At 60.0% G+C, this 21,017-nt stretch carries 18 protein-coding genes; 1 reads left to right on the top strand and 17 read right to left on the bottom strand.

All coding sequences use genetic code 11. The features are described from left to right. Positions 1–385 precede the first annotated feature (385 nt). The gene (hemE, locus tag B0G71_RS19695; protein ID WP_116118558.1) at positions 386–1,486 is read right to left on the bottom strand and encodes a uroporphyrinogen decarboxylase; all 1,101 of its coding nucleotides are present in this window, start codon (positions 1,484–1,486) and stop codon (positions 386–388) included. A gap of 218 nt (positions 1,487–1,704) precedes the next feature. On the opposite strand from hemE, the gene B0G71_RS19690 reads away from it, so the two are divergent. Next, a complete protein-coding gene (locus B0G71_RS19690) occupies positions 1,705–2,502 on the top strand; it encodes a transporter substrate-binding domain-containing protein (protein ID WP_116143584.1) in 798 nt (265 codons plus the stop codon). Between the two features lie 882 nt (positions 2,503–3,384). Here B0G71_RS19690 and B0G71_RS19685 read toward each other — a convergent pair. The 16 genes from B0G71_RS19685 to B0G71_RS19610 form a co-directional block, all read right to left on the bottom strand. Then, positions 3,385–5,115 carry an AMP-binding protein gene (locus B0G71_RS19685; RefSeq protein WP_116143582.1) on the bottom strand — a complete coding sequence of 577 codons (1,731 nt, stop codon included), beginning with the start codon at positions 5,113–5,115 and terminating at the stop codon, positions 3,385–3,387. Positions 5,116–5,350: 235 nt separating this feature from the next. Then, positions 5,351–5,776: a F0F1 ATP synthase subunit epsilon gene (locus B0G71_RS19680; protein ID WP_012434800.1), complete on the bottom strand. Its 426-nt coding sequence runs from the start codon at positions 5,774–5,776 to the stop codon at positions 5,351–5,353. 69 nt (positions 5,777–5,845) lie between these two features. Then, the gene (gene atpD, locus B0G71_RS19675; protein ID WP_116143580.1) at positions 5,846–7,240 is read right to left on the bottom strand and encodes a F0F1 ATP synthase subunit beta; all 1,395 of its coding nucleotides are present in this window, start codon (positions 7,238–7,240) and stop codon (positions 5,846–5,848) included. 102 nt (positions 7,241–7,342) lie between these two features. Then, positions 7,343–8,227, bottom strand: a complete 885-nt coding sequence (atpG, locus tag B0G71_RS19670; protein ID WP_106284868.1) for a F0F1 ATP synthase subunit gamma — start codon at positions 8,225–8,227, stop codon at positions 7,343–7,345. A gap of 139 nt (positions 8,228–8,366) precedes the next feature. Beyond that, positions 8,367–9,908: a F0F1 ATP synthase subunit alpha gene (gene atpA, locus B0G71_RS19665; RefSeq protein WP_116118562.1), complete on the bottom strand. Its 1,542-nt coding sequence runs from the start codon at positions 9,906–9,908 to the stop codon at positions 8,367–8,369. Positions 9,909–9,966: 58 nt separating this feature from the next. Next, positions 9,967–10,506: a F0F1 ATP synthase subunit delta gene (locus tag B0G71_RS19660; protein ID WP_006050846.1), complete on the bottom strand. Its 540-nt coding sequence runs from the start codon at positions 10,504–10,506 to the stop codon at positions 9,967–9,969. A 2-nt stretch (positions 10,507–10,508) separates the two neighbouring features. After that, the gene (locus B0G71_RS19655) at positions 10,509–10,979 is read right to left on the bottom strand and encodes a F0F1 ATP synthase subunit B (protein WP_106284870.1); all 471 of its coding nucleotides are present in this window, start codon (positions 10,977–10,979) and stop codon (positions 10,509–10,511) included. 136 nt (positions 10,980–11,115) lie between these two features. After that, on the bottom strand, positions 11,116–11,385 hold the full coding sequence (gene atpE / locus B0G71_RS19650) for a F0F1 ATP synthase subunit C (protein WP_007180033.1): 270 nt from the start codon (positions 11,383–11,385) through the stop codon (positions 11,116–11,118). A gap of 88 nt (positions 11,386–11,473) precedes the next feature. Next, the gene (atpB, locus tag B0G71_RS19645) at positions 11,474–12,325 is read right to left on the bottom strand and encodes a F0F1 ATP synthase subunit A (protein WP_106284871.1); all 852 of its coding nucleotides are present in this window, start codon (positions 12,323–12,325) and stop codon (positions 11,474–11,476) included. A 162-nt stretch (positions 12,326–12,487) separates the two neighbouring features. Beyond that, complete coding sequence (locus B0G71_RS19640; RefSeq protein WP_116143578.1) at positions 12,488–13,033, bottom strand: ATP synthase subunit I; 546 nt, start codon at positions 13,031–13,033, stop codon at positions 12,488–12,490. An 830-nt stretch (positions 13,034–13,863) separates the two neighbouring features. Then, positions 13,864–14,751 carry a ParB/RepB/Spo0J family partition protein gene (locus B0G71_RS19635; protein WP_116143576.1) on the bottom strand — a complete coding sequence of 296 codons (888 nt, stop codon included), beginning with the start codon at positions 14,749–14,751 and terminating at the stop codon, positions 13,864–13,866. Between the two features lie 18 nt (positions 14,752–14,769). After that, complete coding sequence (locus tag B0G71_RS19630; RefSeq protein ID WP_116143574.1) at positions 14,770–15,561, bottom strand: ParA family protein; 792 nt, start codon at positions 15,559–15,561, stop codon at positions 14,770–14,772. Positions 15,562–15,654: 93 nt separating this feature from the next. Next, positions 15,655–16,338 carry a 16S rRNA (guanine(527)-N(7))-methyltransferase RsmG gene (rsmG, locus tag B0G71_RS19625; protein ID WP_116143572.1) on the bottom strand — a complete coding sequence of 228 codons (684 nt, stop codon included), beginning with the start codon at positions 16,336–16,338 and terminating at the stop codon, positions 15,655–15,657. Further along, complete coding sequence (mnmG, locus tag B0G71_RS19620) at positions 16,335–18,293, bottom strand: tRNA uridine-5-carboxymethylaminomethyl(34) synthesis enzyme MnmG (RefSeq protein WP_116143570.1); 1,959 nt, start codon at positions 18,291–18,293, stop codon at positions 16,335–16,337. The genes rsmG and mnmG overlap by 4 nt, the downstream gene beginning before the upstream one ends. A 175-nt stretch (positions 18,294–18,468) precedes the next feature. Then, entirely contained in the window at positions 18,469–19,221 is a 753-nt protein-coding gene (locus B0G71_RS19615; RefSeq protein WP_181916797.1) for an ABC transporter ATP-binding protein, read from the bottom strand. An 11-nt stretch (positions 19,222–19,232) separates the two neighbouring features. Beyond that, positions 19,233–21,017: an ATP-binding cassette domain-containing protein gene (locus B0G71_RS19610; RefSeq protein WP_116143566.1), complete on the bottom strand. Its 1,785-nt coding sequence runs from the start codon at positions 21,015–21,017 to the stop codon at positions 19,233–19,235.

Here is a 21,017-nt window from a genome sequence, read left to right as displayed (position 1 = left end):
GTTAAAGTAAAACTTCAATTTCGGCGCTAAGTTTTGGATTCGGCTGAACAATTGCAATCGGTCCGCGTGCCTGTGGATAACTTTGTTGAGAACTTTGCCCGGACGGCCCGGGAACCGCGCCGCAGCGGCCTTCTGTGGGATTCCGCACAGTCTGTCCCGAACCCGGGAAACCCTTGCCAGACAAGGCTTAGATCAAATACGCCTGCAAAGTGCAAGGGCCAGGACACGACTAAAGCTTCTACCGCGCCGCAGCGTGATGAATGTGCATAAGTCAAGTCTTGACTTTCGCAAGACCGCCATCTGACGGCCTGTTAGCTGCAAATTTGCCCTTAGACCGAGAGCCCAGTTCGCTGCAATGCAACAAAAAATGGTAACGATTACGGCTTCAGGCCGGTGCATGAGCGCCGCTGCGGATCGCCCGGCTATGACGGTGCACTTCGTCCACCAGTTCAGCGACATTCTCCGGCGGCGTGAACTGCGAAATACCGTGGCCGAGATTGAACACGTGGCCCGGATGATTCCCGAAGCTGTCGAGCACCGCACGAGCTTCCATGCGGATCGAAGCCGGCGGCGCGAACAACACCGAGGGATCGATATTGCCCTGTAGCGCCACCTTCCCGCCTACGCGTTCGCGCGCCTTGCTCAGGTTGACCGTCCAGTCGAGGCCGACCGCATCGACGCCGGTTTCGGCGATCTCGTCGAGCCACAGGCCACCACCCTTCGTGAACGTAATGACCGGGACTTTCTCGCCGTCGTGCTCGCGCTTCAGCTGACTCACCACCTGCTGGATGTAGTGCAGCGAGAAACGCTGATACACACCGTCTGCCAGCGCCCCGCCCCACGTGTCGAAAATCATCACGGCTTGCGCGCCAGCTTCGATCTGCGCGTTCAGATACGCCGCGACCGAGCGCGCGTTGATGTCGAGAATGCGGTGCATCAGATCGGGACGGGCATAAAGCATCGACTTGACCGTACGGAAATCTGCCGACCCGCCGCCTTCGACCATGTAACACGCGAGCGTCCACGGACTGCCCGAAAAGCCGATCAGCGGTACGCGTTGACGACCTTGCGCGTCGGTCAGCGCCGTGCGAATTTCGCGCACGGCGTCGGTCACGTAGCGCAGCGTGGCGTCGATGTCCGGCACGGCGAGCCGCGCGACGTCGTCTTCCGTACGAACCGGGCGAACAAACTTGGGCCCCTCGCCGGTCACGAACTCGAGGCCGAGACCCATGGCGTCGGGCACGGTGAGGATGTCCGAGAACAGGATGGCGGCGTCGAGTGGATAACGCTCGAGCGGCTGCAATGTGACTTCCGTCGCGAACGACGGGTTCTTCGCCAAACCGAGGAAACTGCCCGCGCGACCACGCGTGGCGTTGTATTCCGGCAGATAGCGGCCAGCTTGCCGCATCAGCCAGATCGGTGTGTAGTCGGTCGGCTGGCGCAGCAGCGCGCGCAGGAAAGTGTCGTTCAGGAGTTTATGGGCCACGTTGCGTACGACTGAGGGCAAAGGGGCATTTTACCGGAGCCGGCTCGCCGCATCGTGCTTGATCCGGCCAATAACTGTTGGACGCGTCGCTCGCGGCCGGTTTTCCGCGCGCTGGCCGCGGCGTCATGACCTGGCTGAACGGCCAATGTTCAAGCGCGAATTGCCGGGCTATCATCCAACGGACTTACCAGACAATTACATACAACCAAGGAGACTCGATGAACAAGGCAGCACTCGCACTGCTCGGCGCACTGGCCGGCGTTTTGATGCACGCAGGCGTGGCCGGAGCACAGACCAGCGCCGCCACCGCAACGCCCTCGCGACTCGACGAAATTCTCGCGCGCGGCACGCTGCGCGCCTGCACGACGGGCGACTACAAACCGTACTCGTTTTACAAGGCGGACGGGCAGTTTGAAGGCATCGACATCGACATGACCGAGTCGCTCGCCAAGTCGCTCGGCGTCAAGACGGAGTACGTCAAGACGTCGTGGTCGAATCTGATGAACGACTTTGTCGCCAAGTGCGACGTGGGCGTGGGCGGTGTGTCGCCGACCCTCGAGCGGCAGAAGCGCGCGTTTTTCACGGAGGCCTACATGGTCGACGGCAAGACGCCGATCGTTCGGTGCGACGACGTCAACAAATATCAAACCGTCGCCCAGATCGACCAACCGGCGACACGCGTGATCGTCAATCCTGGCGGCACCAACGAGCGCTTCGCGAAACAGTACTTTCCGCATGCGAACTTGACCGTGTATCCGGATAACGTGACGATCTTCAAGCAGATCCTCGCCGGCAAAGCGGACGTGATGGTGACGGACGCGTCGGAAACCCTGCTGCAGCAGAAGCTAAACCCCGGACTTTGCTCGGTTCACCCGGACAAACCCTTCCAGTATGGTGAAAAGGCTTGGCTGCTGCCGCGTGGCGATGTGTCGTTTCAGCAATACGTCAACCAGTGGTTGCACCTTGCGCGGGCAACAGGCGAGTATCAAGCCATTTCGGACAAGTGGTTGAAGTAGCCTGAAGCGTTTCTTGGCCGCCCCTTTTTTCACTGTAAAACGGCGGCGGTCGAGAAACGCCAAATGATCACGCTCGCGCGCCAATCGTGTAACTTACCGGGCGCTATTAAATAAAACCTAAAAAATAGTGCGTACGCAGCTCGCCGCGAACGCATTCTTTGCGCCCCAATTGCGTGTCCGTACGGATGCTGCAACGCAATACGGCTGCGTACGTTGGATAACAGAAGTTGGTGACTGCTGGCCAGCACCTGCAAAGCGGGGAATCAATTGTCCAAAAGATGAACGTGCAACCATTTCATGCGGCATCGACTTAACGGATTACGCCGCATTATGCTTCGCGAATAGCATCAATCATGCGTATGAAATTGCGACTGAGTCATCGGTAAAAATTGCGTTTAAATCGTCGTGTTTTGGCAATATGTCCTGCAACGCCTTATCTGGCGGGCGTTACAACCTGAAACACTTTGTTACCGCGCTCGTAGATTAATTCGCCCACAATGCCCTCAACGGTTTCAACACGGATGTGGCTGTGTGCGTGGTGTGAGCGGATACGATGCACTTGCCGGTCGGCCTATGCCGAAGCCCTGTGAAGGGGCATCCCTGCTGGGGCCGTAGTCGACGTAGGGTCGTCGTCTCAGTCGGTTCCTTCTTTGGTCTCCTCGCGCTAACCCCGTAGCGTGTGGTTTTTAGCGGGCTCCAGGCCCGCTTTTTTTTCGTCTGGCCAAACGTTTGCGCAGTGCGGTAGCGCGCTGTTTCGGGCACGTTCGCGGGTTTTAGCGACTTGTACGGCAAACGGTTGGTTCCACCAGGTTCGTCCTTCGTGCCTTGTTGGCTGGTCCGGGTCGCGCAATGATTTTGCCGGCACGGCCCAGCGATTAGCTGTCACGCCGTCTTGTCTTCCCGCAGCTTCAACTCGCTGATCATCAGCTCGCGCATGATGAACTTCTGCACCTTGCCGGTTACCGTCATGGGCAGTTCGTCGACGAAACGGATGTATTTGGGCACCTTATAGTGCGCAATCTGCCCCTGACAGAACTGCTGGATCTCTTCGGCTGTCGCCTGCTCGCCAGCTCGCAATACGACCCACGCGCACACCTCTTCGCCGTACTTTGTGTCGGGTACGCCGAACACCTGCACGCTCTGGATCTTCGGGTGGCGGAACAGAAACTCTTCAATTTCGCGCGGATAGATGTTCTCGCCGCCGCGAATCAGCATGTCCTTCAGACGGCCGACGATGTTGCAGTAGCCTTCTGCGTCGAGCGTCGCCAAATCGCCGGTATGCATCCAGCCATCGACAATGCTTTCGCGCGTCTTCGCCTCGTCGCCCCAATACCCCTGCATCACTGAATATCCACGCGTGCAAAGCTCACCCGTTTCGCCCACCGCCACGATCTCGCCGAGAGGATCGACGATTTTCACTTCGAGATGCGGCTGGATGCGGCCGACCGTTGTCGTACGCTTGTCGAGCGGGTCGGTCGTCGAGCTTTGGAACGAGACCGGACTGGTTTCCGTCATGCCATAGGCAATGGTGATTTCGCTCAGATGCATTCTGGAAACGACCTTCTTCATCGTCTCGATCGGACAAGGCGAGCCCGCCATGATGCCGGTGCGTAGGCGCGAGAAGTCGTAGCTGGCGAAGTTCGGATGATCGAGTTCGGCGATGAACATGGTCGGTACACCATGCAACGCGGTGCACTGCTCTTCCGCGACCGCGGCCAGCGTCGCGGCAGGGTCGAAGCCTTCGCCTGGAAACACCATATTAGCGCCGACCGATACGCAAGCCAGCACTGCCAGCACCATGCCGAAGCAGTGGTACAGCGGCACCGGAATGCATAAGCCGTCCTGCTCGCTCAGCCGCATTGCCATGGCAATGTAGCGCGCGTTGTTCACCACGTTGCTGTGGGTCAGCGTCGCGCCCTTCGGATTGCCTGTCGTGCCGCTGGTGAACTGGATATTGATCGGCTCATGGCACGAGAGCGTCGCGCCGATCGCGTCGAGCCTGGCCACGTCGAGCGACGCGCGTCCCTGCTCGATCACGTCGGAAAAGGTCAGCATGCCGGGCGTTTCCGTGTCGCACATGCGAATCACGTAGCGCAACTCGGGCAACCTTGCCGCGTGCAGTTCACCGGGCGCCTGCGTGGCTAGTTCGGGCGCGAGCTCCTGCAGCATCTCCAGGTACATAGATGCCTTGAAGCGCTCGGCGGCGATGATTGCCTTGCAGCCGACCTTATTCAGCGCGTACTCGAGTTCCGCGAGCCGATAGGCCGGATTGATGTTGACCAGTACGGCGCCGATTCGCGCAGTCGCAAACTGGGTCAGCAGCCACTCCACGCGATTCGGCGACCAGATGCCCACACGGTCGCCCTTCGCAATACCAAGTGTGAGCAGCCCTGCCGCCAAAATGTCGACTTCTTCGGCGAACTCCCTCCAGGTCCACCGAATCCGTTGCTCGCGAAACACCACGGCCGGACGATCTGGAAAGCGTGCCGCGGTATCGCGCAGAAACCGGCCGACCGTCGCTTCGCTCAGCGGAATGTCGGTCGACCCGCGGACATACGACAGCCCGTCTTTGGGTTCGATGAGTGCACCTTCGCCTGACACATGCGTTGCCATGGTGTTGTCTCCGTGAGCTCAGCGGAAGCTCGTCTATTGAAATGAATTTGAAATCGATTGTGCCACCGGCGTGTGTCGGTCCGGCATCAAGTGTTACCCGCACCGCATTGCCGGACCGGCCGGGTTTGGGCGCCGATTGCCGCGAAAACAAGATTTTGCTTACCTTTCCGTAAACGTCAAGTCGAGGTCAAAAAAAAGCAGCCACGAAGGCTGCTTTCTCTCTGATACGTAATGCTTAGTTCTGACCGCGCAGCTTGCGCAGGCGCTGGATCGCAGCGAGCTGAGCCGTCGCGTACGCCAGTTCCGCTTGCGCGGTCGCGTATTCGAGGTTCGAACCCGTGTTCTGCAGCGCTTCTTCCGCACGCTTGCGTGCATCTTCAGCCTTGGCTTCGTCGAGATCCTTGCCGCGAATAGCCGTGTCGGCGAGAACCGTCACAGCGCCCGGCTGGATTTCGAGGATGCCGCCGGCGACGAAGACAAACTCTTCTTCACCGTTTTCAGCTTCGATGCGCACCGCACCCGGACGAATCCGCGTGATGAGCGGCGTGTGGCCCGGCAGAATGCCGAGTTCACCTGCTTCGCCCGGCAGCGCGACGAACTTCGCCTGGCCCGAGAAGATCTGCTCTTCCGCGCTAACGACGTCTACTTTAATGGTTGCCATATCGACTCCTGGTGAGCGTAATTCGAGGGCACCGACATTGGCCGGCGCCCGCTTCTATACACCCGACCTTTACTGGATCTTCTTGGCCTTTTCGAAGGCTTCATCGATCGTGCCGACCATGTAGAACGCTTGTTCCGGCAGGTGGTCGCACTCGCCGTCAACGATCATCTTGAAGCCACGGATCGTTTCCTTCAGCGGCACGTATTTGCCCGGCGAGCCCGTGAACACTTCAGCGACGTGGAACGGCTGCGACAGGAAACGCTGAATCTTACGAGCGCGTGCCACGGCGAGCTTGTCTTCCGGCGCCAGTTCGTCCATACCCAGAATCGCGATAATGTCGCGCAATTCCTTGTAGCGCTGCAGCGTTTGCTGCACGCCGCGCGTGATCGAGTAGTGCTCTTCACCGATCACGTTCGGGTCGATCTGACGCGAGGTCGAATCGAGCGGGTCGACTGCCGGGTAGATACCCAGCGAAGCGATGTCACGCGACAACACGACCGTTGCGTCCAGGTGGCCGAAAGTCGTAGCCGGCGACGGGTCGGTCAAGTCATCCGCAGGGACGTACACGGCCTGAACCGACGTGATCGAGCCGGTCTTGGTCGACGTAATACGCTCTTGCAACTTGCCCATTTCTTCAGCCAAAGTAGGCTGATAGCCCACTGCCGACGGCATACGGCCGAGCAGTGCCGACACTTCCGTGCCTGCCAGCGTGAAACGGTAGATGTTGTCGACGAAGAACAGCACGTCGAGACCTTCGTCACGGAAGTGCTCAGCCATTGTCAGACCGGTCAGCGCGACGCGCAGACGGTTGCCCGGCGGCTCGTTCATCTGGCCGTACACCAGCGCGACCTTGTCGAGAACGTTCGAGTCCTTCATTTCGTGATAGAAGTCGTTCCCTTCGCGGGTACGCTCGCCAACACCTGCGAACACGGAGTAACCGCCGTGTTCTTTAGCGATGTTGTTGATCAGTTCCATCATGTTCACGGTCTTGCCCACGCCGGCGCCACCGAACAGGCCCACCTTACCGCCCTTGGCGAACGGGCAGATCAGGTCGATAACCTTGATGCCGGTTTCGAGCAGTTCCGTCGACGGCGACAGCTCGTCGAACGCCGGAGCCTTCTGGTGAATACCGCGAACCACGTCCGAGTTGATCGGGCCAGCTTCGTCGATCGGGCGACCCAGCACGTCCATGATCCGGCCCAGAGTCGGCTTGCCGACCGGCACGCTGATCGGCTTGCCGGTGTTCTTCACCGTCGTACCACGGCGCAGACCGTCCGATGCACCCAGACAGATGGTACGGACGACGCCGTCGCCCAGCTGTTGCTGGACTTCGAGGGTCAATTCCGAACCGTCGAGAATGAGCGCGTCGTAAATCTTCGGCATGTGGTCACGCGGGAATTCCACGTCGATCACCGCGCCGATGCACTGTACGATCTTGCCTTCTACCAAAGCAGTAGTACTCATCGCTTTTCCTTTAGATACTCAATTCTTCACTCGCGCAAAGGCGCAGTTTCGGTGGGGTGCGCCGCCAAGGCGCACACGAAGCAACGTGCCTGACCGACAAGGTCAGACCGCCGCCGCGCCACCGACGATTTCCGACAGTTCTTTCGTGATCGCGGCCTGACGGCTCTTGTTGTACACGAGCTGCAGTTCGTTGATGACCGTCTTCGCGTTGTCCGAAGCGGCCTTCATCGCGACCATGCGTGCCGACTGTTCCGATGCCATGTTTTCCGCGACGGCCTGATAGACCAGCGCTTCGACATAACGCACCAGCAGTTCGTCCACCACTGCCTGCGCATCCGGCTCGTAGATGTAGTCCCACTGCGTGCTCGGCGTCGTGCCGTCTTCTTCCTTGCGCTCGAACTGGTCTGCCGACAGCGGCAGCAGCTGCTCGATCACCGGCTCCTGCTTCATCGTGTTGACGAAGCGCGTGTACGCGAGGTACACCGCCGAAACCTTGCCTTCGGAGTACAGGTCGAGTTGCACCTTCACCGCGCCAATCAGCTTTTCCAGATGCGGCGTGTCGCCCAGATGCACGACATTCGACACTACCTTGGCGCGCAAACGGTTCAGGAAACCCAGACCCTTGGTGCCGATCGCAGTTGCTTCGATCGTCTTGCCCTGGCCTTCCAGTTCCTTGAACTTCTGCAGCGACGCGCGCAGCACGTTGGTGTTCATACCGCCGCACAGACCTTTATCAGTCGTGACGAGGATGATGCCGGCCGCCTTCGCGCCTTCGTTCGACACCATGAACGGGTGACGATACTCCGGGTTCGCACGGCTCATGTGCGCAGCGATATCGCGGACCTTGTCGGCGTACGGGCGAGCAGCGCGCATGCGCTCCTGAGCGCGGCGCATCTTCGATGCGGCCACCATCTCCATCGCTTTCGTGATCTTGCGCGTGTTTTGCACGCTCTTGATCTTGCCGCGAATTTCCTTCATTCCAGCCATTGCTTGCTCCTTGTCGGCCCGAGTTAGCGCTTCAGCGCTTACTCGGGTCCCATGCAAAGCGATCGAAGCAGCGCGGGTTCAGTCGCCTGCGGCCCGCGCCGCTTCAAGGTCCGTTTATGCCTTGCGGGTCACTCGCGGATCAATAAGCGCCGGACTTCTTGAAGTCTTTGAGAGCCGTGTGCAGCAGGGCTTCGTCGTCCTTCGAGAGTTCCTTGGTGTCTTCGACGCGCTTGATCAGGTCTGCGTGCTTCGTCTTCAGGTAGTCGCGCAGACCCTTTTCGAACGGCAGCACTTGCGCAACTTCCAGATCGTCGAGGTAGCCGTTGTTCGCTGCGAACAGCGCGACAGCCAGTTCCCACACTTGCAGCGGCTGATATTGCGGCTGCTTCAGCAGTTCCGTCACGCGGCGGCCGCGCTCCAGTTGCTTGCGGGTGGCTTCGTCGAGGTCCGATGCGAACTGCGCGAACGCAGCCAGTTCACGGTACTGCGCGAGGTCGGTACGGATACCGCCCGACAGCTTCTTCACGACCTTCGTCTGAGCCGCACCACCGACGCGCGACACCGACACGCCGGCGTTAATTGCCGGGCGGATACCTGCGTTGAAGAGGTCGGTTTCCAGGAAGATCTGGCCGTCGGTAATCGAGATCACGTTCGTCGGAACGAATGCGGTCACGTCGCCGGCTTGCGTTTCAATGACCGGCAGTGCCGTCAGCGAACCGCTCTTGCCCTTCACTTCGCCGTTGGTGAACTTCTCGACGTAGTCTTCCGACACGCGAGCAGCACGCTCCAGCAGACGCGAGTGCAGATAGAACACGTCGCCCGGATACGCTTCACGGCCCGGCGGGCGGCGCAGCAGCAGCGAGATCTGACGGTATGCCCAAGCTTGCTTGGTCAAGTCGTCATAAACGATCAGCGCGTCTTGACCGCGGTCGCGGAAGTATTCGCCCATCGTGCAGCCGGCGTACGGTGCCAGATATTGCATGGCAGCCGATTCCGAAGCCGACGCGGCCACGACGATCGTGTATTCCAGCGCGCCGGTTTCTTCCAGCTTGCGCACCACGTTCATGATCGACGAAGCCTTCTGGCCGATCGCGACGTAGATACAGAAGAGGTTCTTGCCCTTCTGGTTGATGATCGCGTCGACTGCGACTGCGGTCTTGCCGCACTGGCGGTCGCCGATGATCAGCTCGCGCTGGCCACGGCCAACCGGCACCATCGCGTCGATCGACTTCAGACCGGTTTGGACCGGTTCCGAAACCGATTTACGCCAGATCACGCCCGGAGCAATCTTCTCGATTGCGTCGGTCTTTTTCGCGTTGATCGGGCCCTTGCCGTCGATCGGGTTGCCGAGTGCGTCGACCACGCGGCCGAGCAGTTCCGGACCCACCGGCACTTCCAGAATGCGGCCCGTCGTCTTGACGATGTCGCCTTCCGAAATGTGTTCGTACTCACCCAGAATCACGGCGCCGACCGAGTCGCGCTCGAGGTTCAGTGCGAGACCGAAGGTGTTGCCCGGGAATTCGAGCATTTCGCCCTGCATCACTTCCGACAGGCCGTGAATACGCACGATACCGTCGGTCACGGAGATCACAGTGCCCTGGTTGCGAACGTCTGCGCTCGCTTCAAGGCCCTGGATCCGGCTCTTGATCAGCTCGCTGATCTCAGAGGGATTGAGTTGCATTATTCGCTCCTGATAGTCAATTCTGTTGCGTGCCAGCCGCTTCAGCGCATAAGGCGCTTCAGGCCGTCAGAGCCGTTTGCATGCTGGCAAGCCGCGCGCGGACCGAGGTATCGAGCACTTCATCGCCGACCGTCACGCGCACGCCGCCGATCAACGACGAGTCGATCTCGACCGTCGGCTTCAGCTTGCGTTTGAACTTGCGTTCGAGACTTGCGACGAGGTCGTTCAACTGCGCGCCTTCGAGCGGGAATGCGCTGACGATCAGCACATCGGCCGCCCCTTCGCGGGCGTTCTTCAACTCTTCGAACTGCACAGCAATTTCCGGCAGCAATTGCAGACGATGGTTGTCCACCAGCATTTGCACCAGATTCTTCGCTTGCGCGTTGTCCTTGAGCGGCGACTTGACCGCGGCCAGCAGCAGTTCGCTGACCTGGGCGCGGCTTACTTTCGGGCTCGAGGCGATCGACAGCACTTCGGGCAGACGCGCAACCTGTGCCAGCTCCTGCACGAGCGTGGACCAGGCGGCGATGTCACCAGCTTCGGCCACGCCAAACAGCGCTTCTGCGTACGGACGGGCGATGGTTGCAAGTTCGGCCATGATCAGAGCTCGGCTTTCAGTTGATTCAGCAGGTCAGCGTGAGCTGCCTGGTCGACTTCGCGCTTCAGGATCTGTTCAGCGCCCTTCACGGCGAGTGCGGCGACTTCACCGCGCAGCGTTTCGCGCGCCTTCACGACTTGCTGGTCCGCGTCGGCCTTCGCTTGCGCGATGATGCGAGCGGCTTCAGCCTGTGCTTGAGCCTTGATTTCGTCAGCGACTGCCACAGCGCGCTTTTCTGCGTCAGCAATACGTTGCTGACCGTCGTTGCGTGCCTGAGCGAGTTCCTGGTCGACGCGCTTGTGAGCGGCTTCGAGTTCTGCCTTGCCCTTTTCAGCAGCCGACAAACCGTCAGCAATCTTCTTCGAGCGCTCGTCGAGGGCGTTGATCAGCGGCGGCCACACGAACTTCATCGTGAACCACGCGAGGATCAGGAACACGACCATTTGCGCAAACAGGGTTGCGTTGAGATTCACGGTGTTTCCTTAAACGTTGCTAGTTCGGAAAGTGAAACGGCAAGGCGCTCATCGATTCCGTTCGATCAGCGCCCGAGTGCCCGTTCCGCCCTGCGCCCTCACTAGTTATAGCTCAGGCGCAAACTTCCGAGGAACCTCAGCCTGCCAGCTTCGACAGCAGCGGGTTCGCGAACGCAAACAGCATTGCCACACCAACGCCAATCAGGAACGCCGCATCGATCAGACCAGCCAGCAGGAACATCTTGGTTTGCAGCGGGTTCATCAGTTCCGGCTGGCGTGCACATGCTTCGATGTACTTGCCGCCCATCAGGCCGATACCGATACAGGCGCCGATTGCACCCAGGCCGATGATGATGCCGATACCGATGGCGGTCAGACCCTGGATGTTGGCGATGAAAGCTTGCATGATCACTCCTTTGTGAAAAGTCTTTTAGAACTGGTTGGAACTGGGATTTAAATGAAACAAAACTAAAACGTCGTTCGACAAGCCGCGATTAGTGGCTGTCGTGTGCCTGGCCGATGTACACCAGCGTCAGCATCATGAAAATAAATGCTTGCAGCAGAACGATCAGGATGTGGAAGATCGCCCAAACCGTGCCAGCGATAACGTGGCCGATGAAGCCGAGCACTGACGCGTCCGCGCCGAAACCCCACATGCTGCCGAGCAGGGCAATCAGCAGGAACAACAGTTCGCCCGCGTACATGTTGCCGAACAGCCGCATGCCGAGCGAGACCGTCTTTGCGACGAACTCGATGATGTTCAATGCAAGGTTCGGGATCCACAGCAGCGGATGCGCGCCGAACGGAGCGGACAGCAATTCATGTACGAAGCCGCCTGCGCCCTTGATCTTGAAGTTGTAGTAAATCATCAGCGCGAACACGCCGAGTGCGATGCCGAGCGTGCCGTTCAGGTCGGCGGTCGGCACGATGCGGTGGTGGGGGATGACTTCCGACAGACCCAGCCAACCGATCACGCGGCCCGGCAGATCGACGGGGATGAAGTCGAGCGAGTTCATGAGGGCAACCCAGACGAACACGGTCAAGGCCAGCGGCGCGATGAAGGTGCGCGTGCCGTGGATCATCGACTTCGATTGATCCTCGACCATTTCAACCAGCATTTCGATCGCGCACTGGAAACGGCCCGGCACGCCGGACGTTGCCTTGCGGGCAGCGAGATGCAGAATCAGGATCGTGGCCAGACCGCAAACGATCGACCAGAAAAGGGTGTCCAGATTCCAGACGTGAATGTCGAAAATCGACGTCTGGTGCGCGGTGGAGAAGTTCTGCAAGTGGTGCGCGATGTACTCGGACGGATCCAGAGCGCGCGTGCCTTCGCTAGCTGCCATATCGTTAATGCCACCCAAATTGTCGAAAATCGTCTTAGGCCGCTCCCGCAGCAATGCTGTATTGCGGGAACACCCGGGTGCGGATCGTGTCATATCCGCACTCCTGATGCCGGCGCTGCGCGCCAGCCTGAATTTTTTGCTGCTACTTTCGTTGCTGCTACCTTAGCGCCAGGCTAAGGCGATCCAGTACGTCTTGAGCGCGATGAGGTAGGTCACGAGCAGCGGAACCCAGCGTACGTCGTGATACCAGAAGGCGATGGCTACAAACATCGCGATCGTTGTCCCCATCTTGAGCGCTTCGCCGATCATCCAGCTCATTGCTGTTTCGGCGCCGCTCAGCGTTCTCAGTCGTGCCGCGAACAACGCGCTCGGCACCCAGCAGATCGCTCCTCCCAGGAACGCGGACAACGCAGCAGCGCCCGGCGGCTTGTAGAACAGCCACCACACCAGCGTAGCACCCAGGGACAAAACCATTTGCGCTGCCACGACCTTGAAAGGCGTGACGCGCGATGGACGGCTCACGGTGGGACCAAATAGCTTTTCAGCCTCGGCCCGCGTGAGCGGAACGATATTGTTATCTTGCTGCTCGACATCCCACGCTTCACCAGGTGTTGCTTGCTGACCGGTGGACGCAACGGAAGCCTTGCGTTCAGCGCGGTGTTCGTCGTGCCCATTCTTCGGCGCTTGATTCGACGTTTTGACCGCCATCGCAGTGTTCCGAAAGTCTTGTTCCAGCCCGCGAGCTTACGCTGCGCTTACGGGGTTCCCGTGCAATTAAATCCGGGCGATTGTAAGCGATAGTTGCAGGCAATTCAAGACTTTAGGCCGTTCAATAACCAGTGTGAAAAGGCTCCTCACCATGCGGGAGCGGCTGTTTCACCGGGCGAAACACGTCAAATGTAAGGCTGTCGGGCAGCGCCAAAACACGCTACCTAAGAAGGAAGAATTTGTCCTCGCTGCTGGCTCGTTTAAACGCCGTAGCAGACGTCTCGAAAATGCAACAAACGCCGATTTTTGCCCAAGCATATGGACATTGCGGGCACTGCCGGGTAGGCGCAACGGGAAGATCCACGAGAAAGGGTTGTCGAGAAGTATCCCCTCGCTTGCGCTGAATCAATGTGCCGGCGAGGAGGCGGTCAACTTTCAGCCTTTGCTTGGGACACGCCCTCCTCGCCAAAGTTGTCCCGTGGAAATAGCGGCCTAGCCGCCTCGCGGCTCCTGACACCAGTTGGGCTCAAATGCCCGTATCGCGACGCCGACGTGGCCGTTACGCGCGCCGACGGCCCCAATCCTCGCGGCCAGCAAGCGCCCCTGAAATGACCGGATATATGAGTAATCCTGATTATCCCACGCCACTTTATTTAGGAATCCGTCGGACGTTGATATGGATCACTGGTAGGTCGCAAAATCCGATCAAAAAAACCATGCGCCTTTTGCAAACCCGCCGCGTCAAACGATCCACGGTGAATCCAACAGCTTGCGATCGGCAGCAGGCCTCATCGCAAGCTATCAGGTGCCCTTGCCGGTCAACTCGTCAATCAGGCGGTGGCGTTACCACGCAAGCGGACCAGAATGCCCTCCAGCGCATCCAGATCGCCGAAGTCCACCAGCACCTGGCCGCGCCCGCGTCGGCCGAGTTTGATCTTGACCGTCGCCGCCAGCAAGTCCGACAGTTCTTCTTCCAGCCGGCGAGTATCGCGGCCGCCGTCGCCATTCGCACGCGCCTTTACCGCTGGCGCGGCCTTTGTAGTCGCCGTCACCAGCTTTTCGGTTTCGCGCACCGACATGCGCTTGTTAACCACCTGGTTGGCCAACGTGATTTGCGTCGCGGCGTCGACGGCCAGCAATGCGCGGGCGTGGCCCATGTCGAGGTCGCCGGCCAGCAGCATCGTTTGTACGGGCGACGCCAGGTTAAGCAGACGCAGCAGATTCGATACCGCGCTGCGCGAGCGGCCGACCGACTCCGCTGCCTGTTCGTGCGTGAAATTGAACTCGTCGAGCAAGCGCTGGATCCCCTGCGCTTCTTCCAGCGGATTCAGATCTTCACGCTGAATGTTCTCGATCAACGCCATCGCGGCGGCAGCCTGGTCCGGCACGCTCTTCACCAGCACCGGCACTTCTTCGAGGCCCGCGAGACGCGCCGCGCGAAACCGCCGTTCGCCAGCGATGATCTCGTACTTGTCCGCCGAGATAGGTCGCACGAGAATCGGCTGCATCACCCCTTGCGCACGGATGCTGGCCGCCAGTTCTTGCAATGCGCCCTCGTCCATGCGCGTACGTGGCTGATATTTGCCCGCTTGCATCTTGCTGAGCGGTAGCACATTCGGCGCACCTTCAATCGTTACTGCCTCGGTAATGTCTGCCGTACCGCCCAGCAATGCTTCCAGACCGCGGCCCAATCCCTTCTTTCTCGCTACTGCGTTCATCGTGCTTCCTCGATCCGCTTAGGACGTCTGGGGCGCGTCATTCAACGCGCGCACCCGCTCAATCATTTCCGCGCCGAACTGCACATACGCCTGCGCACCGCGCGATGCCCTGTCGAACACCACGCCCGGCAAACCATAGCTGGGTGCCTCGGCGAGACGCACGTTGCGCGGGATCACCACGTCGAACACCTTGTCGCCGAAATGCTCTTTCAGCTGATCCGAGACTTGCTGCTGCAGCGTGATGCGCGGGTCGAACATCACGCGCAACAGACCGATCACCTTCAGGTCGCGGTTGAGGTTCGCGTGCACCTGTTTGATGGTGTTGACCAGATCGGACAAACCTTCGAGTGCGAAGTACTCGCACTGCATCGGGATCACGACGCCGTGCGCGGCGCACAGGCCGTTGAGGGTCAGCAGCGACAAGGCCGGCGGGCAGTCGATCAGCACAAAATCATATTCGTTTTCGACTGCCGCGAGTGCAATCTTCAATTGCCGCTCACGGCTCTGCACACTGACCAATTCGACTTCGGCGCCGGCGAGTTCACGGTTCGCGGGCAGCACGTCGTAATCGACTGCCTCCGGCCGCACTCGTGCATCGGACACCGCAACACCGTCCACCAGCACTTCGTAGACAGTGTTTGCGCACGCAGCCTTATCGATGCCGCTGCCCATCGTGGCGTTGCCCTGCGGGTCCAGGTCGATGAGTAGGACTCGCTGTCCCTGCGCTGCCAAGCTCGCGGCCAGATTGACTGTGGTCGTCGTTTTGCCGACGCCGCCCTTCTGGTTCGCAACGCAGAAGATTTTTGCCATCGTTGGAGTGTCCCTTTTGCAGCTTGGATGAAGTAAAAATCGTGGGTGATGCTGGTGCGGCTAAGAGGCCGGTATGTGCCAGCCGCTAGTCTGCTAGCTGGCAACATCCACCAAAACTTTGATCAGATGCCGCTCGGCATCGAGCGACGGCACGTTCAGCCGGATAACCTGTTCCACGTGGGCGCCCGCCGGCAAGCGTTGGATCTCGCCGTCCGGGCGCACCCCTTTCATGGCCCAGATTGCGCCCTGCTCCGCAACCAGATGACGGGCCAGTGTAACGAAATCCGCGAGCTCTGCGAATGCGCGCGAGACAATTACGTCGAACTTTGCCGGTACTTCGGCGCCTGGCTGCAAAGTCTCGACCCGGCCGGTTACCACGGAGAGATTCGCAAGGCCGAGTTCAGCCTTGGCCTGCGCCTGGAACGCCGTCTTTTTGTGAACGATGTCGTTCACGGTCACGGTCCATTCTGGCAGGACAATCGCGAGCACAATGCCCGGCAGACCGCCACCCGAGCCAACGTCGAGCACGGAGGACGCGCCTAGCGGCGCGAGGTGCGGCACGATCGAAAGCGAATCCAGAATATGCTGAACCAGCATCTGGCGCGGATCGCGGATCGCCGTGAGGTTATAGACGGCGTTCCACTTCGACAACAACGCGACATAGTCGAGCAGTTTGCCGAGTTGCGCGTCACTCAACTTGAGCCCGAGTTCGCGAACACCGGCCTCAAGCAACGGCGCCAACGCTTCCCGGCCACTCCCCTTCTGGCTCAACGTCATTGCGTCACCGGCGTGCTGTCTGTGCCAGGTTCGGCGGGTTTCGTCGGACGACGGCCCAGCCCGCGCTTCAGATGGACCATCAACAAGGAAATCGCCGCCGGCGTGATGCCCGAAATACGCGACGCCTGCCCAATGGTCTCAGGGCGAAATTGCGTTAGCTTCTGGCGTGCTTCGAATGACAGCCCGCGAACTTCCGCATAGTCCAGCCCGTCGGGCAAGCGCGTACTCTCGTGCGCCTCGTTTCGCTCGATTTCGCCGGCCTGGCGCTCGATATAGCCCTGATATTTAATGCCGATTTCGATCTGTTCCTTGATCTGGGCGAGCAGAACATCGTCTTCGGCCAAGGTCTCCGGCGCGGCACAGGCGCCGGCGCGCAAGCCGCAAACCCCGTCGTAGGACACGCCCGGTCGACGCAGCAGGTCCGCCAGGCTGTACTCATGGTCGATCGGCTTGCCCAGCAACGTAGTCGCCTCGTCTGCCGGTAAGGTCTTAGGATTAACCCACGTCGTGCGAAGACGCTCTGTTTCACGTGAAACAGCATCGCGCTTGCGGCTGAAAGCGTCCCAGCGGGTGTCGTCAACGACACCGAGTTCACGACCAATCTCCGTAAGGCGCATATCCGCGTTGTCTTCGCGCAAGCTCAAGCGATATTCCGCGCGGCTTGTGAACATGCGGTACGGCTCAGACACGCCGCGCGTCACCAGATCGTCGACGAGCACACCAAGATAAGCTTCATCACGGCGCGGGCACCACGCTTCCTTGCCTTGCACAAACAGACCTGCATTGATGCCCGCCAGCAGACCCTGCGCCGCCGCCTCTTCATAGCCAGTCGTACCGTTGATCTGACCGGCGAAGAACAGCCCATGGATCACCTTGGTTTCGAGCGATGCCTTCAGCCCGCGCGGGTCAAAGTAGTCATACTCAATCGCATAACCCGGCCGCAGGATGTGTGCGTGCTCCAACCCGCGCATTGAGCGCACGAGTTCCAGTTGCACATCGAACGGCAGGCTTGTGGAAATTCCGTTGGGATAGAACTCATTGGTCGTCAGGCCTTCCGGTTCGAGGAAAATCTGATGCGATTCTTTCGACGCGAATCGGTGAATCTTGTCCTCGATCGACGGGCAATAGCGCGGCCCCACCCCCTCGATCACGCCGGTGTACATCGGCGAACGGTCGAGACCGCCGCGAATAATGTCGTGCGTGCGTTCGTTGGTGTGCGTCACCCAGCACGGCACTTGCCGCGGATGCTGCTCAACGCGCCCAAGAAACGAGAAGACCGGCACCGGATCCAGATCGCCCGGCTGCTCCTCAAGTTGGGAAAAATCGATCGTGCGACCATCAATTCGCGGTGGCGTCCCTGTCTTGAGCCGACCTTGTGGCAGCTTCAGTTCCTTCAGACGCGCGGACAATGACACCGCAGCCGGATCGCCGGCGCGGCCGCCAGTGTAGTTGTTCAAACCCACATGAATCTTGCCGTCAAGGAACGTCCCTGCCGTCAGGACCACCGCGCGCGCCCGAAAACGAATTCCCACCTGCGTAACGGCACCAACGACGCGATCGCCCTCCACCATCAGATCGTCGACAGCTTGCTGGAAAAGCCACAGGTTCGGCTGATTCTCCAGCCGATGCCGGATAGCCTGCTTATACAGCAGACGGTCAGCTTGCGCGCGCGTCGCACGAACGGCCGGACCCTTCGACGAATTCAGGATGCGGAACTGGATGCCGCCCTCATCGGTGGCGGCCGCCATTGCACCGCCGAGCGCATCGACCTCCTTCACGAGATGGCCCTTGCCAATGCCGCCGATCGACGGATTGCAGCTCATCTGGCCGAGGGTTTCGATATTGTGGGTCAACAGGAGCGTCGTATTACCCATGCGCGCCGAGGCTAAAGCGGCTTCGGTGCCGGCATGACCACCGCCGACGACGATTACGTCAAATTCTGTGGGAAAGAGCATCGCGAGATCTCACGCCAGATCATCGCGTGAGCCTTCAAAAGAAAAGTATGGGCGAATTATAGCGGGTTCGGTTTAGGCCCGAATTTCGTCCGAATGGCCAACCTATGAAAAAGCGGCGTGTTTCACGTGAAACACGCCGCTTCGAACAAGCCGGAAACAGAAGCAAACTCAGGCGCTAAGCCACTTTCTTCGCCAGCCCAAGATAGGTTTCGATCACACGCGGATTCTGCGCCAGGTCCGCCGCCGGCCCTTCGAGCGCCAGTTCACCGGTTTCCAGCACATAGCCGTAATCGGAGATTTGCAGCGCGGCGCGCGCATTCTGTTCGATCAGCAATGTCGCAACGCCGGTCTGCCGCAGCGCGCTGATGATGTGGAAGATTTCTTTCACGATCAACGGTGCGAGACCGAGACTCGGCTCGTCCAGCATCAGCAGGTCCGGCTTGCCCATGAGCGCCCGGCCCACTGCGAGCATCTGCCGCTCGCCACCGGACAAAGTTCCGGCAGCCTGCTTGCGCCGCTCTTTCAGCCGCGGAAACAGGGTAAAGACCGGTACGAGCTGATCCAGGAAGTTGCGCTCCCCTGCCCGTTTGCGCCGATAGGCGCCCAGGACGAGGTTGTCTTCCACTGTCATCGACGCAAACAACTCGCGTTTCTCCGGCACGAGACACATACCGCGCGACACACGCTTCTCGACCGGCACGGCGCTGACGTCTTCGCCTTGGTACAGGACGGTGCCCTTCGCATGGCCCGTGGTTGGCAACGCGCCCATGATCGCGTTCAACAGCGTGGACTTGCCCGCACCGTTCGGGCCGATTACCGAGACAATCTGGCCGGCTCGCACCTTGATCGCCGCGCCGTGCAGCGCCTCCACCTTGCCATAGCGGACCGACAAACCGTCCACATCGAGAATCGGGCCGGCAGCATTCATCGTGTTCTCCATCACTCCACCCCGCCGAGATAAGCTTCCAGCACCGCCGGGTCTTGTTGTACCTCTTGCGGCAGACCTTCGGCGATACGAGTTCCGAACTCCATGACCACCAGCCGATCGGTGAGATTCATAACGAAGTCCATATCGTGTTCCACCAGCAGCACGCTCATGCCTTCAGCCTTCAGGCGGCGCAGCAGGTCGCCCAGTTGCAGCTTTTCCTGGTAGCGCAGACCAGCGGCCGGTTCATCCAGCAGCAGCAGCGTCGGATCGCAACACAGCGCGCGAGCGATTTCGAGAATCCGCTGCTGTCCCAGCGCGAGGCTTCCGGCTTCGTCGTACATGTGTTGTTCAAGGCCGACGCGGCGAATCTGACGAGCCGCCTCGGCCATCAAGCGCGCTTCTTCCGTGCTGTTCAGGCGCACGATGCTGCGCCAGACACCGGCTTGCCCGCGCAGATGCGCGCCAATCGCGACGTTCTCAAGCACTGTCATGCCCGGCAGCAGCTTGACGTGCTGGAACGTGCGGCCGATTCCGCGTTTGACGATTTCACGTGAACTCAGCGAATCGATGCGCTCGCCGCGGAACGTGATCTCACCGCTGGTCGCCTGCAACACGCCGGTGACCAGATTGAAGGTCGTCGACTTGCCGGCGCCATTCGGACCGATCAGGCCGATGATCTGCCCCGCCTTCACCTCGAAGCTGACATCGTTCACCGCGACCAGACCGCCGAATTGCTTGCGCGCTTTATTCACCGTCAGCAGGTCTTCACCGGCCGCCGGCTTGCTGCGCTGCGGCAACGGCTCGGCGTGATCCGCGACGTGAGCGCGCGGGCCCTTCGGGAAAAATCGCGCGACGAACGGCCAAACGCCTTGCCGCGCGTATTGCAGCAGCAGCACCATAAAGATGCCGAACACGATCACTTCAAAGTTGCCGTTCTCGCCGAGCAGCTTCGGCAGCAAGGTTTGCAAATAATCTTGCAGCACCGTCAGGATCGCCGCGCCGAGCACCGCGCCCCAGACGTGCGAGACGCCGCCCACGACGGCCATGAACAGAAATTCGATGCCGTGATTCAGACCGAAAGGCGTCGGGTTCACCGCGCGCTGCAGGTGGGCGTAGAGGAAACCGGAGACCGAGGCTAGCACCGCCGCGTACACGAAGATCACCACGCGCATCCATCCGGTGTTGACGCCCATCGCCTCGGCCATCATGCCGCCGCCACGTAGCGCGCGGATCGCCCGCCCCGGACGACTATTAAGCAGATTCTGAACAGAAATGACCGCACCGAGCACAACCAGCCAGATCAGGTAATAGATATGACGGCCGGATTCGAGGTTGATGCCAAATACGTTCAGCACCGGAATCCCGTTGATGCCGTCGTACTTGCCCAGCATCTCAAGATTGCCGAACAGGTAGAAGAGCGCGAGTCCCCAGGCGATCGTGCCGAGAGGCAGAAAGTGTCCTGACAACCGCATCGTCACCAAACCGAGCATCAGCGCGATCAACGCCGTCACTACCACACCTGCAATCAACGCCAGCCACGGCGAAACGCCATACTGCGTCGTCAGATACGCGGTCGCATAAGCGCCGATGCCGACAAACGCGGCTTGCCCGAAGCTCGTCATCCCGCCGATTCCTGTCAGCAGCACAAGACCGATCGCGACGATCGAATACAGACCGATGTAGTTGAGCAGCGTCACCCAGTATTCAGGCACGTGAATCGGTTGCGGCAACACCGGCAACGCGAACAGCACCACGAGGAACAGCCAGAAGAACTTGTTTTGCATGATCCGTTTCAT

This window comes from Paraburkholderia sp. BL27I4N3 (assembly GCF_003386115.1).
Classification (GTDB): domain Bacteria; phylum Pseudomonadota; class Gammaproteobacteria; order Burkholderiales; family Burkholderiaceae; genus Paraburkholderia.
The sequence above is the reverse complement of the archived record's forward strand: the minus strand, read 5'-3'. Positions and strand labels throughout refer to the sequence as shown.

What these genes read in the sequence shown, in the direction of transcription:
- B0G71_RS19690 (WP_116143584.1), top strand. Translation starts at nt 1,705, where the DNA reads ATGAACAAGGCAGCACTCGCACTGCTCGGCGCACTGGCCGGCGTTTTG.
- B0G71_RS19685 (WP_116143582.1), bottom strand. Translation starts at nt 5,115, where the DNA reads ATGGCAACGCATGTGTCAGGCGAAGGTGCACTCATCGAACCCAAAGAC.
- B0G71_RS19680 (WP_012434800.1), bottom strand. Translation starts at nt 5,776, where the DNA reads ATGGCAACCATTAAAGTAGACGTCGTTAGCGCGGAAGAGCAGATCTTC.
- atpD (WP_116143580.1), bottom strand. Translation starts at nt 7,240, where the DNA reads ATGAGTACTACTGCTTTGGTAGAAGGCAAGATCGTACAGTGCATCGGC.
- atpG (WP_106284868.1), bottom strand. Translation starts at nt 8,227, where the DNA reads ATGGCTGGAATGAAGGAAATTCGCGGCAAGATCAAGAGCGTGCAAAAC.
- atpA (WP_116118562.1), bottom strand. Translation starts at nt 9,908, where the DNA reads ATGCAACTCAATCCCTCTGAGATCAGCGAGCTGATCAAGAGCCGGATC.
- B0G71_RS19660 (WP_006050846.1), bottom strand. Translation starts at nt 10,506, where the DNA reads ATGGCCGAACTTGCAACCATCGCCCGTCCGTACGCAGAAGCGCTGTTT.
- atpE (WP_007180033.1), bottom strand. Translation starts at nt 11,385, where the DNA reads ATGCAAGCTTTCATCGCCAACATCCAGGGTCTGACCGCCATCGGTATC.
- atpB (WP_106284871.1), bottom strand. Translation starts at nt 12,325, where the DNA reads ATGGCAGCTAGCGAAGGCACGCGCGCTCTGGATCCGTCCGAGTACATC.
- B0G71_RS19640 (WP_116143578.1), bottom strand. Translation starts at nt 13,033, where the DNA reads ATGGCGGTCAAAACGTCGAATCAAGCGCCGAAGAATGGGCACGACGAA.
- B0G71_RS19635 (WP_116143576.1), bottom strand. Translation starts at nt 14,751, where the DNA reads ATGAACGCAGTAGCGAGAAAGAAGGGATTGGGCCGCGGTCTGGAAGCA.
- B0G71_RS19630 (WP_116143574.1), bottom strand. Translation starts at nt 15,561, where the DNA reads ATGGCAAAAATCTTCTGCGTTGCGAACCAGAAGGGCGGCGTCGGCAAA.
- rsmG (WP_116143572.1), bottom strand. Translation starts at nt 16,338, where the DNA reads ATGACGTTGAGCCAGAAGGGGAGTGGCCGGGAAGCGTTGGCGCCGTTG.
- mnmG (WP_116143570.1), bottom strand. Translation starts at nt 18,293, where the DNA reads ATGCTCTTTCCCACAGAATTTGACGTAATCGTCGTCGGCGGTGGTCAT.
- B0G71_RS19615 (WP_181916797.1), bottom strand. Translation starts at nt 19,221, where the DNA reads ATGAATGCTGCCGGCCCGATTCTCGATGTGGACGGTTTGTCGGTCCGC.
- B0G71_RS19610 (WP_116143566.1), bottom strand. Translation starts at nt 21,017, where the DNA reads ATGAAACGGATCATGCAAAACAAGTTCTTCTGGCTGTTCCTCGTGGTG.